Annotated in this window: 17 protein-coding genes; 1 reads left to right on the forward strand and 16 read right to left on the reverse strand. The window is 33.2% G+C overall.

Translation table 11 applies throughout. From position 1 onward, the window contains the following. Window positions 1-99: 99 nt before the first annotated feature. Window positions 100-738 carry a hypothetical protein gene (locus ABYK33_RS04185; RefSeq protein ID WP_373031715.1) on the reverse strand — a complete coding sequence of 213 codons (639 nt, stop codon included), beginning with the start codon at window positions 736-738 and terminating at the stop codon, window positions 100-102. Between the two features lie 115 nt (window positions 739-853). Here ABYK33_RS04185 and ABYK33_RS04190 point away from each other — a divergent pair, with 115 nt between their 5' ends. Beyond that, window positions 854-1,510, forward strand: coding sequence for a transposase (locus tag ABYK33_RS04190; RefSeq protein WP_373031716.1), 657 nt, complete (start codon window positions 854-856; stop codon window positions 1,508-1,510). 26 nt (window positions 1,511-1,536) lie between these two features. Here ABYK33_RS04190 and ABYK33_RS04195 read toward each other — a convergent pair whose 3' ends face one another. From ABYK33_RS04195 to ABYK33_RS04265, 15 genes are all read right to left on the reverse strand, one after another. Next, the gene (locus ABYK33_RS04195; RefSeq protein ID WP_373031717.1) at window positions 1,537-1,977 is read right to left on the reverse strand and encodes a DUF4395 domain-containing protein; all 441 of its coding nucleotides are present in this window, start codon (window positions 1,975-1,977) and stop codon (window positions 1,537-1,539) included. Between the two features lie 10 nt (window positions 1,978-1,987). Beyond that, complete coding sequence (gene cobA / locus ABYK33_RS04200) at window positions 1,988-3,265, reverse strand: uroporphyrinogen-III C-methyltransferase (protein ID WP_373031718.1); 1,278 nt, start codon at window positions 3,263-3,265, stop codon at window positions 1,988-1,990. Between the two features lie 14 nt (window positions 3,266-3,279). Next, window positions 3,280-4,863 (reverse strand): nitrite/sulfite reductase, encoded by a 1,584-nt coding sequence (locus ABYK33_RS04205; RefSeq protein ID WP_373031719.1) that lies wholly within the window; start codon window positions 4,861-4,863, stop codon window positions 3,280-3,282. A gap of 9 nt (window positions 4,864-4,872) precedes the next feature. Further along, complete coding sequence (gene cysN / locus ABYK33_RS04210) at window positions 4,873-6,282, reverse strand: sulfate adenylyltransferase subunit CysN (RefSeq protein WP_373031721.1); 1,410 nt, start codon at window positions 6,280-6,282, stop codon at window positions 4,873-4,875. 1 nt (window position 6,283) lies between these two features. Beyond that, window positions 6,284-7,195, reverse strand: coding sequence for a sulfate adenylyltransferase subunit CysD (gene cysD, locus ABYK33_RS04215; protein ID WP_373031722.1), 912 nt, complete (start codon window positions 7,193-7,195; stop codon window positions 6,284-6,286). Window positions 7,196-7,207: 12 nt separating this feature from the next. Next, entirely contained in the window at window positions 7,208-7,903 is a 696-nt protein-coding gene (locus ABYK33_RS04220; protein ID WP_373031723.1) for a phosphoadenylyl-sulfate reductase, read from the reverse strand. A 9-nt stretch (window positions 7,904-7,912) separates the two neighbouring features. Further along, window positions 7,913-8,137: a DUF2061 domain-containing protein gene (locus tag ABYK33_RS04225; protein ID WP_373031724.1), complete on the reverse strand. Its 225-nt coding sequence runs from the start codon at window positions 8,135-8,137 to the stop codon at window positions 7,913-7,915. 38 nt (window positions 8,138-8,175) lie between these two features. Beyond that, entirely contained in the window at window positions 8,176-8,622 is a 447-nt protein-coding gene (locus ABYK33_RS04230; protein WP_373031725.1) for a DUF4395 domain-containing protein, read from the reverse strand. A 407-nt stretch (window positions 8,623-9,029) separates the two neighbouring features. Continuing rightward, the gene (locus tag ABYK33_RS04235; RefSeq protein ID WP_373031726.1) at window positions 9,030-9,278 is read right to left on the reverse strand and encodes a CDGSH iron-sulfur domain-containing protein; all 249 of its coding nucleotides are present in this window, start codon (window positions 9,276-9,278) and stop codon (window positions 9,030-9,032) included. A gap of 15 nt (window positions 9,279-9,293) precedes the next feature. Next, a complete protein-coding gene (hypF, locus tag ABYK33_RS04240) occupies window positions 9,294-11,513 on the reverse strand; it encodes a carbamoyltransferase HypF (protein ID WP_373031728.1) in 2,220 nt (739 codons plus the stop codon). 63 nt (window positions 11,514-11,576) lie between these two features. Next, entirely contained in the window at window positions 11,577-12,665 is a 1,089-nt protein-coding gene (locus ABYK33_RS04245; RefSeq protein ID WP_373031729.1) for a YeeE/YedE family protein, read from the reverse strand. 99 nt (window positions 12,666-12,764) lie between these two features. Continuing rightward, complete coding sequence (locus ABYK33_RS04250) at window positions 12,765-13,310, reverse strand: PAS domain-containing protein (RefSeq protein ID WP_373031730.1); 546 nt, start codon at window positions 13,308-13,310, stop codon at window positions 12,765-12,767. 28 nt (window positions 13,311-13,338) lie between these two features. Continuing rightward, on the reverse strand, window positions 13,339-15,264 hold the full coding sequence (locus ABYK33_RS04255) for a hypothetical protein (protein WP_373031731.1): 1,926 nt from the start codon (window positions 15,262-15,264) through the stop codon (window positions 13,339-13,341). A 481-nt stretch (window positions 15,265-15,745) separates the two neighbouring features. Beyond that, the gene (locus ABYK33_RS04260) at window positions 15,746-16,363 is read right to left on the reverse strand and encodes a HyaD/HybD family hydrogenase maturation endopeptidase (RefSeq protein ID WP_373031732.1); all 618 of its coding nucleotides are present in this window, start codon (window positions 16,361-16,363) and stop codon (window positions 15,746-15,748) included. After that, on the reverse strand, window positions 16,347-17,096 hold the full coding sequence (locus tag ABYK33_RS04265; protein ID WP_373031747.1) for a cytochrome b/b6 domain-containing protein: 750 nt from the start codon (window positions 17,094-17,096) through the stop codon (window positions 16,347-16,349). The genes ABYK33_RS04260 and ABYK33_RS04265 overlap by 17 nt, the downstream gene beginning before the upstream one ends. Window positions 17,097-17,102: the final 6 nt, after the last annotated feature.

Consider the following 17,102-nt stretch of genomic DNA (forward strand, 5'->3'; position numbering starts at 1 on the left):
CCTCATCATGACTATGTTCGTGTCTTTGTGCCATAGCACTATCTGTTATACTACATCCGCAGTCTGTACACATATGTTTCTCCTGTAAATTTAATTTGTCTATCCAAGTAATATATTTGTTCCCACAACCAGTGAAATCACACCAGCTGTAGCAAAGGTTCTTCTTACATTTTGAAGGTTGCCTAAAAAGTTTTGATTAATATGTAGTATAAGCAATCCAAAGGCTACAAACACAAGCATAACTCCTAATGTAAATGCACCCACCATGGTAAAGTCAACAACACCACCTTGTACCGCACCAAGTGTAATAAGCATTCCCCTTACCCCACCTATACCCATCAGTAGACCAAGCGTAAAAGAAGATGTGGTATCTGCATTGCTGTGTATGTGTGATTTACCAAACCAGATGTGGATGTGCTCTTTTCCTTCGTGTATGTGTTTACGTAACTGTATGCGATGTGTGGCAACCATAAGTAATAAGTAAATCCCCATAGCCATGATCACTATAGCCGATATTACATCTCCATACGCCAACACTTCTTCTGAAATAGACATAGACTGTAATACTTTTGCAAATACAAAAAGACTAAGTCCATGTCCTATAGCAAAGAGTGAAGTAATGCGCAAGGTTCTACGTTTATTTTTTCCAATGGAAAAATCAGCTATGGCAGTAAGATGATCTGGACCAAAAGCATGAAGTATACCGTACCAAAAAACCACAAATAATGATAACTCCATTGAGCTCTCCTTTTTATTAATGAATAATGATTCACTATAATAGTCTTTAATTATTAAATAGTAATTAAAAACTTGCTTTCTACTCTATTTTAAGGACTAAAAAGTATACTAAGACATGAAATGTATCTATTGTAAATATCCTTATACTTATCTACTCAAAGACCATCAACGTAAATGCGGCAGATGTAAACGTAAGTTTAGTCCTCTGAAACTGGCAAGAGAAGAAAAGTTATGCTCACTATTCATAGAAGGATACAATGCCACTGAAGCTTCTAAAGAAACGGGAATGCATTTTTCCACGGTACAAAAACACTACGAAAAATTCAGAAGAATCATTGCACTTCATGCCGATAAAGAATACCAACTACACAATGAAAGAGTTACAAGTTATGATGAGTACCTCTACCTACCCAAAAGCCTAAAGGTAGAAGAAAATATAAATAGACTCCAACAGTTCCTCACTCTTTCCTACGATAACAAAATCTACAATCTAATGATGCCTACTATCCAACACTATAAATTTGATACAGATGATGAACAAGAAAAAAAACTCTTACTCAAATACTTACGCTTCAATAAAGTAGCAAAAATCACCAAATCAGAAAATACAATTACACAGTTTTGGGATTTTTTTGAAGGCTTTATATTGCAGTATAAGGGTGTCAGTGATGAACAGTTTGTTTTTTACTTAAAAGAGGCGGAGTGGCGGTTTAATTATTCTAAGAGTGAATTAATTAAATCTTTAGAATTATCATATAGATTTAAAATCTAGGTGCCACAGAAGCATTTATTAAATATTCATCTATTCATTGGCACAATATGTTGAAGATAATAGTAAATTTTACAACCAACACAATAATCAAATGTCGCTTCCAAAAAAGCACAAACTAAAAGGGAAACAAGTAAAACATTGGTAACCTTATCATATCCAAAGATAAAAAATAGAGTCATAAAACCAATAATAACCAATCCGAAATAGAGTGCAAACCGTTTGGGTGCTTCATCACAAAGTTTAGGTTTCATATCTAAGCTGTGAATTACAAATTTTGCGATATTTGCAAAGGGGCTCAATTTATTTATTTTTAAAGTACGAATTGAAAAATCAAATAGTAATAGAAAAACAAAGAAGAGATGCTCTGTTAATAACAGGAGCAATCCGACAATCATAACTTGTAATGCAATAAGTCTGACAAAGTGTGCATCAATACGATGCGCAGAAATTGGACATGATTTTAACATAATGGATCCTTTAAAATTTGAATTTGGGAGTATCATATTTTTCTAACTCATTTAAAAAATTAACAACGTTTCCGAAAACAATAATTGCTGGTCTTTTTGCAGTCAAAGAAAGTATGTTCAAATGATCAAGTGTACCGACCTGAACAGATTGGTTTTTTCTACTTGCACTTGAGACAATGGCACAGGGTGTCTCCATATCTATGTCCAATGTTTTAGCCTGTTGTACTATCTCTTTAATACGTGTAAGTCCCATGAGAACAACAACTGTATGGTTCTTATTTTCTAACATTGGTACCCAGTCAAGATTTATAGCGTTATCTTTCAAGTGTGCTGATACTACAGTAAAGGCATTGCTATAGTCTCTTGCAGTGATGGGAATATTTGCTATTAGTGGTGCAGAGATAGCTGAAGAGATACCTGGTATTACTTCGGTTTTTATACCTTTTTTTGTTAGGTAGAGTAACTCTTCTGCACCACGACCAAAGATGAAAGGGTCACCACTTTTTAAACGTGCTACAGAATACCCATTATTAATGTATTTACGTATAAGTTCATTGATCTCTTCTTGTGCCCTGCTATGAAAACCTTTTTCTTTTCCTACAAATACTTTCTTTGTACTCTTTGGTACGTGTGCCATGATCTCATCAGAAATGAGATGGTCATATAGTACAACATCTACATTTTTTATAATCTTATATGCTTTGATAGTGAGTAGTTCTGGATCTCCTAGACCACAGCCTACCAAGTAGACTTTCTCTGTCATATTTTCGATTGCCTGAAGTGTTTTGTCTATCTCTATAATGCCTTTGTCTCTTTGTGCCTGTAGAGATTCTATAAATATTGTCATATCGTCAGGTATGAGTGCCTGAAACTTGTCTCTAAAGTATTTAGCTACAGTAGGACTGGCACCCGAACTTGACACTGCTATCTGCAAAGGAGTATTCTTCGTTAATGCCATAAAGTAAAAATCACACACTTTAGGTATATCTACTACGTTCAGTAAAAGAGCGTGTTTCTCTTTATACTTCAACAGTTTTTGCGTAACCTTATCATTGCCTGTTGCATCTATAACGATGAGATAATCTTGAATGTCTTTCGTTCTGAAAGGTTTTACTTGTATATCTGAACAAAGTTCTTTTATTTTATGATGTACTTCTTTAGATATGACAGTAAAAGAGATATTATTCTCTGCTAGCACTTCTGCTTTTTGTAATGCTACCTTTCCACCACCAATTAAAAGGATATGTTGTTCTTTTAGCAATATAGGTAAAGTTTGTCTTTGTTTCATATTTATATCCGATGCTACTGTAATGAATCAATAAAATTTTTATTTTCTATATTGTCTTTTAGAAAGTTGTTTAATCCATTTTGTTCACTATTTATATATTGTTCAATAATATACTCCAGAGTGCTGTTAATATATTTTGGCAATATTTTGATGCCTGTTTTAAGACCAAAGTTTGAGGCCTCTCCTTCTAAATTACCCCCTAATATAAGTTCGAATCCAGCTACTGTATTTCCTTCTTCATCCTTAACTTTTGTACCCAATAATCCTATATCAACAACATGTGGATGAGCACAAGAATTTGGACAACCATTAAGAGAAATAGATACATTTTCATTAAAATCAGGAAATCTTTTTTCCAAATATGATGCCAGAAGTATTGCCTGATCTTTTGTTTCGACAACTGCAAACTTACAAAATTTTATTCCCGTACAGGATAGAGTTCTAGCCTTAAAAGGACTGGGTCTTGCTTCAATATTAATATCAAGTAATGCTTTGGCTAATTTTTCTGTATTGTTATTTGGAACATCAATAACGACAAAGTTTTGTGTATTGGTTGTTTTTATTGTAGTAGCATGATATTTATCTAAAATATCAGCTAAATCTACTAAGCCTTTTGAACCAATATGCCCACCATTAATAGCGCATCCTATATATGATTGACCTACTATAGATGATCTATGAATACCAAAATGCTCTCTTCGTGCATAAGGAGTAGATTTAAAAATTTGTTTTTTTATAAATTCGAATCCTAGCTTATCTTCTGCAAATTCTTTAAATTTATCTAATCCCCATTCATCGATGAGATGACCTAACCGAGCCTTCTTTCTACTTTTTCTTAGACCATGATCTCTGTATATAATAGTTATTTCTTTTACCGTATCAAGTACTTGTGCAGCTACTACGTATCCTAAATGAAGTGCTATTTTTTTATTGGAACCTAGCCCACCACCAACAGAAACTGCAAACAATACTTCACCATCAATCTGAACGGCTGTAAATGACAAATCTTGTATCTCATGCCCCATGCAATGCTTACTGCACCCAGATATACCTATTTTATATTTTCTTGGTAAATTAACAAGTTCTGGGTTACCTCTTAGATAATTATTTATATCATGAGCTAAATAAGTTGTATCATATATATCATCTTGATCTATACCACTAACAGGACATGTGGCTACATTTCTTGGAACATCTCCGGCAGCAAATACTGAACTCAGTCCAACATCTTGAAGTCGTGTAAATATTTCAGGTAGATCAATCACTTTAATAAAGTGAAATTGTATATCTTGTCTTGTAGTAAAATCAGCCGTAGACCTGGCAAACTCTTTTGAAATTTCAGATAGACATCTTAGTTGCTTTATATTTATAACGCCTTGTTCTAATTTAATCCTTAACATAAAATATAATGTATCATCATTATCATCTTGTAAATGTTTATTTTGCGTATAAAGACCATACCACTTAAACCTATCTATATCTTCAGGATCTATTTCTTTGTTTGAAATAGCATACTCTTTAATATCTTCCAATACAGACAGTCCATCTTTTTCATTTTTAATTCTTTCTACTCTTTGTGCTGCTGTTTCTCTTGCCATCTTTTTATCCTATACAATCATGTTACTTTTCCCGTGAGGAAAGTATTTTTCAACTAATGCATTTAATTCAATTAAAAAATCAGAATGCTTTAATTCTTCTTTATCTTGGTTTTCAGATTTATTTCTTATCATTCCTGCACCTACAGTATTATTTGTAATTCTGTCAATAATAATAAATGAACCCATTACTTTATTATGCTCATATGGATCAAAGGCAATACTTTGTTCTAAATCTAATTTAGCTCTTGCTATTTCATTTAAATTTAATGCACTGGCACGTGATTGTTCTAACGTATTTACATCTGTTTTATAATAAAAACTATCAATTGAACCAATAGTTTGAGTGGATGCTCTTTTAATAAAGTATTGTTTCCCTTTAGTTAATGGCTCATCACTCATCCATACAATATCAACATCCAAATTTTCTGAATGGTCTGGTTGTTCATCACTTTTTACAATTACGTCACCTCTTGAAATATCAATCTCATCATTTAATGTAAGCGTAATTGCTTGCTGTGCATACGCATACTCTAAGTTTCCATCATATGTTACAATCTCTTTGACTGTCGAGCTTTTACCTGATGGTAAAACTGTAATTGCATCACCAACTTTAATAATTCCAGAAGCAATCGTTCCACAAAAACCTCTAAAGTCTAAGTTTGGTCTATTTACATATTGAACTGGTAATCTAAAGTGTGCTAAATCTCTATCATGATCAATTTCGATAGTTTCTAAGATATGCATTAAAGTTTCACCTTTATACCAAGGTGATTTAGGACTTACATTTACTACATTATCTCCATTTAACGCAGATAATGGAATTAAAGTAATATCTTCTGTTAATCCTATTTCTTTAGAAAATTCTAAATAGTTTTTACAAATTTCATTATATATTTCTTCGTTAAAATCAACTAGATCCATTTTATTCACTGCAACTACAACATGTTTAATACCTAATAGTTTTGCAATAAATGAATGTCGTCTAGTTTGAGTTTGTACACCATATCTGGCATCAATTAAAATAATTGCTAAATCTGCTGTTGATGCTCCAGTTGCCATGTTTCTTGTATATTGTTCGTGACCCGGAGTATCTGCAATAATGAACTTTCTTTTATCCGTTGTAAAGTATCTGTAAGCAACATCAATTGTAATACCTTGTTCTCTTTCACTTTGTAATCCATCAACTAATAATGCTAAATCAAATTCACCATCGGTTGTACCAACTTTTTTACTATCATTTTTTATAGCTGATAATTGGTCTTCAAAAATCATTTTTGAGTCATGTAATAGTCTACCAATTAATGTACTTTTTCCATCATCAACACTGCCACAAGTGATGAATCTTAATAATTGTTTATTCTCGTGTTCTTTTAAATACGATTCTATATCGTTGGCTATTTTTATTTCTTGAATTGACATCTTAAAAGTACCCCTCTATTTTTTTCTTTTCCATTGATCCCGCACTATCGTTATCAATAACTCGTCCCTGTCTTTCACTTGTTTTAGTAAGTAGCATCTCCTGAATAATCTCAGGAAGTGTCGTTGCCGTGGAGTCAACCGCTCCAGTTAATGGATAACAACCAAGAGTTCTAAATCTTACACTTTCCATTGTTGGAATTTCACCTTCTTCTAAAGGTAATCTCTCATCATCAACTAAAATTTTAACACCATCTCTTACTACTACTGGTCTATTTTTTGCTAAATACAAAGGAACAATAGGTATACCTTCCAGGTAAATATATTGCCAGATATCCAATTCTGTCCAGTTTGAGATAGGAAAAACTCTTATAGATTCATCTTTATGAACTCTAGCGTTATATACATTCCATAGTTCTGGTCTTTGGTTTTTCGGATCCCATCGATGATTCTTATTTCTGAAAGAATAAATCCTTTCTTTTGCTCTAGATTTTTCTTCATCTCTACGTGCTCCTCCGAATACAGCATCGAACTTATATTTGTTAAGTGCCTGCTTTAAACCTTGTGTTTTCATAACGTCTGTATGAACAGCAGACCCATGAGTAAATGGTCCGATATTCTTCTCAATTCCTTCAGGGTTTGTATGAACCAATAATTCAAACCCTTCTTCTTTAGCTCTCTTGTCTCTAAACGCAATCATCTCTTTAAATTTCCATTTAGTATCCACATGCAAAAGTGGAAAAGGAAGTTTTGCTGGGGCAAAAGCTTTTAGTGCAAGATGTAACATTACTGCAGAATCTTTACCTACTGAGTACATCATCACGGGATTATCAAATTCTGCTATAACTTCTCTCATGATGTGTATAGACTCAGCTTCAAGTTGTTTTAAATGTGTTAATCTTTCTGTACTTATCATCTTATTCCTTTTTTATTTTTTGTGTAAACCACACTCTTTATGTTCAGGATTTTCCCACCACCATCTACCACTCCTAATATCTTCGCCATCTTTCACAGCCCTAGTGCATGGTGCACATCCTATGCTGGGAAAGCCTTGATCATGTAATTTGTTATATGGCACATTATTTTTATGTATATATTCCCATACCTCTGTTTCAGACCAATTAAGTAAAGGATTTACTTTAATAACACTGTGTGTTTCATCCATTTCAAATAACTGCATATCTTCTCTTGTTACACTCTGAGAAGCCCTAAGTCCTGTTACCCAAATATCGAGATCAGTTAATGCTCTTTCTAATGGTGCTATTTTTCTTACAAAACAACATCTTTTCCTATTTTCTATGGATTCATAAAATCCATTTATGCCTTGTGTCTGATAGAGTGCTTCTACATCTTCACTATCGGGAAAATAAACATTAATTTTTGTCCCATACTTAAAATTTGTTTCATCCATTACGCTGTATGTTTCATAAGGGAGTCTCCCCGTATCTAAGGTAAAGATATTTGCACTTTTATCAATCTTTAACATCATGTCTGTTAATACTTGGTCTTCTACTCCAAAACTACTTGAGAGTGCAGTTTTTTCTCCATATTTATTTAAAAAAAACTTTAAAACTTCTTCTGGCTTTGCATTTTTAAATTTCTTGTTTAATAATCCTATATTCATACTCTTTCCTTATATTTGATATTCTGGTTCTTTTTCTTTACCTACAGATATTTTATTCCATACTCTTTCATGGAAATAATATAAAAGCATTTTTGTAAAAAGCTCGATAGAACCAATAGAAGCTGCCATTGTGAGATCACCTGTAATAAAATATGCAATGATGACCGTGTCAAGTGTGCCTACTGTTCTCCATGAGATCGTTTTTAAAATCGATCTATACGCTTTTTCTTTCATTTTTTACCCTTTATAAACATAATCATTTTGATTATCATCTATAATGAAATAATTTTGATACCCTTGCGCTGCAAGAGTTCATACAATTTACAACCTAAACAAATATTTTTAGTTGCTTCCAATATTTTCCAAACTACTAATAGTAAAATTAAAGTAGATGCTAATTTAGTGTATTTTAGTACTTCTAGTACTATGGATACACTTACAATTATAAGTGCAATATGTGTGGCAAACTCTTTGCCTGATGTATCTTTACTATATCTCTCATGTGTAAACGAAGAAGATATATATGATGCTATTAATTCTAGAGGGCTGAGTAAAGGTGTTAAGTATAATTGAATAAAAAAATGATAAATCAATAATATCAACAAACTTATATAGCCTAAAAATAAATAAGCTACTATCGATATAGCTACTAATGCAGCTACGATACGTATTTGACTTTCATCAATTATTTCAAATTTTCTCTCTATGATATTACTCATTAATACTCCTTAATAAATTTTTAGTACCAAAGTAAATGAATAGTCATTCATTTTGCTTATTTTTGAAGTATAGCCTATTATATTATCAATGTCAAGTAAATCTATAGATTATATATATTATTAAATTAATCGGGGAAAATGAAAGGTCTAACAAGCTCACAAGTACGTTATTATCGGAAATACTGAGGCTTATATTAACGTCAAATAAATAATATAAAAAGTTTAGAATATTAATTTTATTAACTTTGTGAGGACAAAGGTTGATTTTTGCAACATATTTAAAGAAAAAATGAGAAAAGTATACGAATATTACTTAGTCAAAACTGATAGTGCTGAGATAAACCATTAATAGGTTTGAAACTTATCTAGAAAATCTTATTTTCCACTTCAAGGGGTATGATGGGGATTTAACTATCTAGAAAATCAAGATTTAGACTCTCTCTTTTAGCGTGATTCCCATCACAATATACTCCATTATAGCTCTTTTTACATCTACAAAGATAACTTTCAGCTGTTCTCGTAGCAATAAATTCTTTAGGAACAAACATACTTCCTTTATGACTTCCATCACATAGTACCCCATCTTCACTATTGCCACAAGTACAAAAAAGATATTTTTCTCCTGCCTCAAGCTTTACACGTACTGGATGTTTCATTATTTTCCTTTATTGTTAATTTTTTTGCATACTAGCTACTATCTGTCCTAATGCTATCCCGCCATCATTAGGAGGCATAGTATTAGAAATAATCGCATTAGGTATTTTCTGTATTACCAATGCTAACAGTACCCTATTTTGAAATACTCCTCCACTTAATACAAGTGCTAAATCATACTTCTTATGAACAGCAGAGATTATCTCAACGAGTGTATGAAAAAACTTTGAGACAGCTACAGTCATGTCTGTTTCCAAAAGTATCTCTTTGACAAGTGGCAGTACATCTATATAACCATCTTTATAATCAAAAGTATAATGGCCCTCCACACTATCGTCATACAACTCTTCAAGCATCATCCCACTCTGACCTTCAAAGCTCATCACTTGACATACATCAAGTAGAGAGGACACAGCATCAAAAAGTCTACCTATTGATGAGCTTAATGGAGAATTTAAGCCTTTTTGCCATGCAATGAAATACGTCTTTAGTTCTGATGGAGAAAAAGCTTTTATAGTAGGGTTTTCGAGTGTGATAGCTTCTTCACCATAGAGGTCAAAGAGTAAACTAAGTGCTACTCTCTTTGGCTCCTTGATAGCTTTTGTTCCTCCAAGAATTTTGAAGTAGTTTATATGTGCGACTCTCTCAAATCCATTATAGTCACACACCATAAATTCACCACCCCAAAGGTTTCCATCATCTCCATACCCTGTTCCATCAAAAGCTACACCAAGCACTTTACCAATCATCTGTTTCTCTGCCATCACACCCAATATGTGTGCGTAATGATGCTGGACACCTTTTGTATTTTCATAATGATGTAAAGCATATTTGGTAGATTCGTAGTTGGGATGTTTATCGTGCATCACTATATCTGGTTTAAAATCATAGATGCGTTCTAAAGTTTGGATATTCTTTTCAAAGTAATCTACGGAGTCAAGGGTATTTAGATCACCAATATGAGGAGAGAGGATAACATCTTTGTCAAAACCTATGGCGATGGTACTCTTTTGATTTGCGCCAAGCGCCAGTACATTTTTTTCTAATACAAAGGGTAGCCTAATACTGGCAGGTGCATATCCTCTTGCTCTACGTAGTGTCACTGCTTGACCTTTGACTATCATTAGGACAGAATCATCACATCCATTGACGATAATCCTGTTGTGATCCAGTACATAATCATAAATTCCTTCAAGTTTTTCAAGGCTATCCAAATTTGTACATATGGGTTCATCTGTCACATTTGCACTTGTAGCGACCAGAGGTTTTTGCAGCTTTTTAAGTAAAAGTAAATGCACTGGAGTATAAGGTAGAAAAAGTCCTATACGGGAAAGATTTGGTGCAACATATTCAGAAATGTCTGTGTCATCTATCATATCCAATAAGACAATAGGTCTCTCTTTTGATGTCAGTAACATCTCTTCTTGAGTATTAATTGATGCAAATAATTTAGCACTTTGTACATCAGGTACCATCACGGCATACGGTTTTGAAGGACGTTTTTTACGTTCTCTTAATCGTTGTACAGCTTCATCGTTTGTGGCATCACACATAAGGTGGTAGCCTCCTACACCTTTCACCGCCAATATCTTACCTTCTTCTAAAAGTGTAACACAGGTATCGATGATCTCATCTCTGGAGATATCTAAGATTTCTTTCCCTTTATATAGCCGCAATGTAGGTCCACAATCATAACAACCTATCGGCTGGGCATGATAACGTCTATCCAGTGGATTGCTATACTCCTCTTCACAGGCTTTGCACATTTTAAAGTCAGCCATAGAGGTATTGATCCTGTCATAAGGAAGCTCTTTGATAATAGAGTAACGTACTCCACAATGCGTACAGGTAATAAACGGATATCCGTACCGACGATCATTTGGGTCAAACAGCTCTTCTTCACAAGCATTACAGATACTCACATCAGGAGGGATACGAACTGTTCTTTTGCCCTCTTCATTTGTGTTAATAATCGTAAAGTCCGTAAAGTCTGTGAAATCCACTTGAATAGTTAGAAGTTTATCTATAGAAGCTAAAGGAGGTAATTTAGCTTCTATAGAAGAAAGTAGATTTTCAAGTTCTACAGATGTTGCATTAATGATTATTTCTACACCTCCAGGACCATTGGAAACCGTACCAACAAGACTAAATTGTGTGGCAAGTTGATAAATAAATGGACGAAACCCTACACCTTGCACTGTTCCATTAATAAGAATTTTATAGGTATCATGTTGCATTCATCTTCTTTATTGTGTTAAAGTATTCTATAAAAATTATATCATAATCAAAAAAATCAACTCTTACTTTTTCTTCTCATCTTCCCATTCAAAAATAAAGCACATAGGTAATTTATTTTTGCTCTTCATATATAACCCCATTAGAGATCCTGAAACAAATATTGAAAGGATTGCTACGATTGAGGCAAAAGCCAATGTAGAAAATCCTGTCAATCCCTGCCCAACAGTACAACCAATAGACAATACGCCTCCAACACCCATCAAAGCGCCACCAAGCATGCTATTTTTTAATTTATTCACTTTAATATTTGATGCACATCCCATATTGTATTTCGTATCAATTCTAGACATACTAAAAGCACCAATCAATACTCCTATTATAATACTGATACCAAAATTCAAATTCATTGTCTTATAATGTGTGAAAAATTCTAATGTTTTTGCTGTCGGACCAACAAACGTTATACTTGTAAAGGGAACATATCTTGTATCAAGTTCTAAGCTTTGAGCACCATACACACCAGTTAAATACCAGCTAAACGCAATTAATAGTCCAATCATTAACCCATCTTTTAATGAAGTAACTCTTTTAAAACTTTTAGTTAAATAAAACCAGACCAGAAAAAGAAAAGATAACACTACGTAAATATTTGTTCTTTCATTTTCAATATATGAAGATATATTTAATAATGTTTCATTAGAAATTAAAGAATAAACAAAATGATTTAAAATACCTTTTGTACTGGCATATGCAAATATAGCGATAAAAAGTAATGTCACCATTGAATTTCCATCACCTTGAGAAAACTTTACTAAATGACGACTACTACAACCATCGGCTATCATCATACCTATACCAAATAAACAACCTCCCAGAATAATAGCAAAGTAATTTATCTCATCTCTTAACCACACAGTTTCAGTTAAATCTATATCAGTCAATACAGTTAAAAAATGCGTTGCAATAATAGCTGTGATCATTGCTGTTATTATAGATGCACCTCTTTTAGTAGATGATATTAATATATAATCTTTGATAGCTCCATTAAAACAGAATTGTGTGTTTTGTGCAATAGCACCAAAAATAATACCAATGATTAAGGCACCTAAATTGACAATTTCAAATATCTCATAATTTTCAATATTAAACATTATACATTCCTTATATTCACAAAATGAATATTCGTTCATTTTTGTAAATATAGCGAATTAATTTCATAATGTCAAGTAAATCAATCAACTTACTTGACTTTATGAAAAAAGTTTTCTTGTCATAAAGTAACCAACCTTAAAAAGTCCAGCCGTATTTTCAAATGTTTCTATATATTCATTATACGTTACCCCTCTATAATTTAAATATTCATTAAGATATTTTTGGGATGCTTCAATGCCACCATTTTTCTCTTTTTCCAATAGAGAACTATACAATTTAGTTATATGATGCTTAGCACGTAGTGACATTGGACCTTTATAAGAAAAATATTTACATGCACCATTTTCCCCTTTATTATAAAGATAGGCTTTATCACTTAACCAATAATACTCACCATCTTTTGCTTTATTTTTAATAAAACCTATAAATTTCTCACCATTATGCAATTTCATCCACATTATTTTAAATATTATTTTTGGCATATCAGGATGTCTAATAATATTATGATTTTTACCTATCAATTCCTCTTTTGTATAGCCTGATATTTTTTCAAAATCTCTACATACATGAGTAATAATACCGTCTTTATCTGTACTTGTTGAGCAGTTAATATCTGCATCCACATGTAATTCCTTGTCTATCATAAAACATCCTTTTTAAAATTATTCTATTTTAGAGGTACAATGCACCGTATACTGCATTCTCTTTACCTATAGGAAAATTCTTGTTCATCAATGGATTATGTTGCCCAAGAGTTCTTTGTATACGAGCATAAAGTGATTGATTGGCAAAAGTTTCACCTGTTAGTGTGATTATTTTTGCTTCAGACTTTTCAATAAGTTGAGGGACAATCTCACCAATATAGTCTCCAAAAGACTCGTAAATGCTATAGCACATGAAGTTATTTGCTACATCTCCCAACTGATAACTCATAATACTTGTTAGAAACGCATAGTTGTCAAAACGGTTGTCTTTAACTCTGGTGTCTATTTGCAATCCACCCTTACCTAAAAAGCTCAATGCTTCAGCAGATATACCTTCAAAACTCTCATCTTCAAGACCTAAAGCAATAGCTGTCACTTCAAAGATATCCATATCACCTTCTAGATTATCTAATCGTTCAAATACTTCAGGGTAGGCTTTTTTGTAATTTCCTACCAGCCTGTCTGAGCCTTCTCTAAGTGTGCTTATCTTTTCCCAAAGATTATCTGATTCAAACGGTATCGCAGGTACAGCATTAATAACTTGTTTTCCATTGTAGTAGAGAAAATTTAGGGTACCATCAAAGTGAACACCGATAGCTTTTTGCCCTACTTTATGGTGCTCTGCAAGTACAGACAGCATAGAGGCTTGATACTGTTCAAAACGATGCTCCCTGCTATGATCACCATTAAAATCTTCTGTTTTTAGTACATAGAGTTCTTCAGTATCTACTGAGTCAAATACTTCTAAAGAGTCTATCACACTCTGTTTTCCTGTTTTCACACATGCTAAATCATGGGCTATTGTAACTCTGTTTTTATTACTCTGCACAGCCGCAGGAAATAATATACGCTTACCAGAGACAAATAACTTTTTGTCTTGGTTTATAAATATCTTCATATCCTCTTGAGGGTTAATAGGCATATCGAAGTCCACTAAGAAATCTGCCTCTTCGCTACTATCACACTCGATGTATGATATGTACTGAAGTCCGGCAGTCATAACTTCACGTGCTAGAAGCATAGTCATCCCATCATCTGGATACTTCACTTGTACGCTTGAGCCATAGAGTGCTTTTAGTTCATCACTTTTGGTAGCAACCCTGAGTAATGGTCTCTCTATACTAAGAAGTGCATTGAATTCTTGCTCTACCATCATGAGGTGTACATTAAAACCATTGGCATCAGCCATGAGAATAGTGCTTGTAGCTGGACTATACTCAGCTGTAGGTTTAAAAAACATTCTAAAGCCATGTGCCGTTTTCATTAACACGTGCTTACCCTCTGATATGGCTCTACCACTGACCTCAAAAAGTTTTCTAAAATCGCCTTTATTGAGGGCTAAGTGTTCACTCTCTTTGTCTAACATACGAATGGCTATACCACATTCTATACACGAGATAAGTGGATAGTCTAAACGTAAAGCATTACTATTAGCTTCTTCCTTACAGTTATAACATGGTGTAAGGAATTTCATCACTGTATTTGAACGATTATAGGGGTACTTGTCTAAAAATGGATGCTGTGTACCACAGTGATTACAAGAGGTAAAAGGGTAATAGTAACGACGGCTACTTACATCGAACATCTCTTTTTGACAAGTAGGACAAGGTGCGATATTAACAGGTAAATTTGCTTTAGAAACGGGTAAGAGTACTGGTTTCTCATCATCAAAATAATGTTTCCCCTTACCTAAGAATAGTGAAGCAGGTAGCACTTCTTCCATTCCATTTAAAAAGCTTTCAATTTTATCATCTTCTTTATCAAAGACCATTACTATTTTATCTCTGCTTTGTATGATATCCACTTGCATTTGTTTTTGCTTTGCGTAAGCCGATATAAGATTGGAAAGATAATTTTTATCAGAGAAAAATTCAATTTCAAAAATGAAGTACATGTAGGTTCCTTATAATTGTTTACTACACAACCAGACATAAATGAAGTAGATAAACATAATAATTGGGAGGAAGCATGTTTTCTTATTAATCAATTTTCAAGGTTATACTATTTAACAATTTAATTGACTGTCTGGCTGTGTACTAAACAATGATATTTTAAATTTTCATAAATAATTTATTATAATTATTTACTACACAACCAGATAAAAATAAAATACAATAAAAGGAATGCAAAATTATTTTACTCTCGGACAAGGATAAAATATAAAATGACCAACATCTAATTTATCTGGCTGTGTACTAAACAATGATATTTTAAACAAACATTAATACGGATGAACACTAATTATATACTACTCAATTGGTTTCAGCTGAAGTAAGTGCGTTACTTTAATCAAGGTGGAGTAATAAACATTTATCTATGTGAAGATGGACAAACATATGTTTTACCTACCCAGCTGAGTACTATATAATTCTAATTTATGCTAACTTAGACATGTCATTGTAATCTGAAACTTTCGGATTAGCATAGGCATCTATTATAGTTTCAAAAGAAACTCCTCTACAAAAACTTTTTCTCAATCTAATACCAGAGTTTTCCAACTCTTCTAAAGTGGCATCTACAAGTTTGGGCATATGACTTAGTACTGAATCAGTAAGTCCATTACATACATCAATAATGTCATCTGGTACCATAGTTATAAGTTGTACTTCTCCCATATCTTTATGAAAAGAACAAATTTCAATCATCATAGTAATTTCTACTTCATTAGCAGTTTGACGTGTTCTAGCACTATGATTCATCACTTCTTCACTAGATTCTGAAGATATAGTCCCTACGGGACCCTCTTTTGAACCTGTGCCAACAACAATTATCTTGTCATACTCTTGATAATAAGTCATAAGTGTAAAGCCTAATGTTCCACCTTCAACTATCGTCAAGCACTCTGGTATAACATAGTTTTCTTCTATGTACTTCACTAAATAAGCCCCAAGACCTTCATCATGAAACATAATATTACCTATACCGATAAGTGCTACTTTTTCATATATCAAGTTTAATCCTTTAAACAAAGAAGCATTATGCTTCTTTGTCATCCTCTTTTATTTTTACATATTTACCGCCACCTACAACAATATTAATATCACCTTCTTTCCAGAAGATACTACGCCATACTTGATAATAAATATGAAAGACTACCCAGGCAATGATCCACCACATCGTGTAATGGTGTGAAATACGTACACTCATTATAGAAGCTGTAGGTCCAGAACCATGTATCCAACCACTTACAGGAATAGTCCAATCTGTTATAAAGTGTAACATCCATGGCCACCACTCACCAATCGAACTAAGGCCAGAACCTAAACCATGTACATACATCTGAAGCCCAGTCAATAGCATCCATACAAGCATCAGGTGGAATATCGTGAAATACACTGCATTAAAGCTATCAAGATAACTTGAATCAAATTTCTTACGTCTATTAAGCATCACAAGATTTAAAACCACCTCAAAGAACTGTTTTATATTACTCTGATTTGGAATATCTTTTTTATATGGTTTCACCTTTAGAAAACGCGTTGCAAATGCAAGATAAAAGATTACAATCGATGTAACATCAAAGATAATTGCAACAATAAAATGTGCCCAACGGTTCCATGCCATAACATACTTATCTACCGCAGGATCTGCGATAAAGGTTTGATAATAAGGATGCGCAATATAGAGCCCCGTTACTACAGCAACAATCATAGAAAAAACATTCGTCCAGTGGATGATACGCGTAGTAGCATTCATCCGTTCAATTTTTTTATATCCGGGTTTCATCATAAA

The sequence above is a fragment of the Sulfurovum sp. genome (genome assembly GCF_041562805.1).
Taxonomy (GTDB): Bacteria; Campylobacterota; Campylobacteria; order Campylobacterales; family Sulfurovaceae; genus Sulfurovum.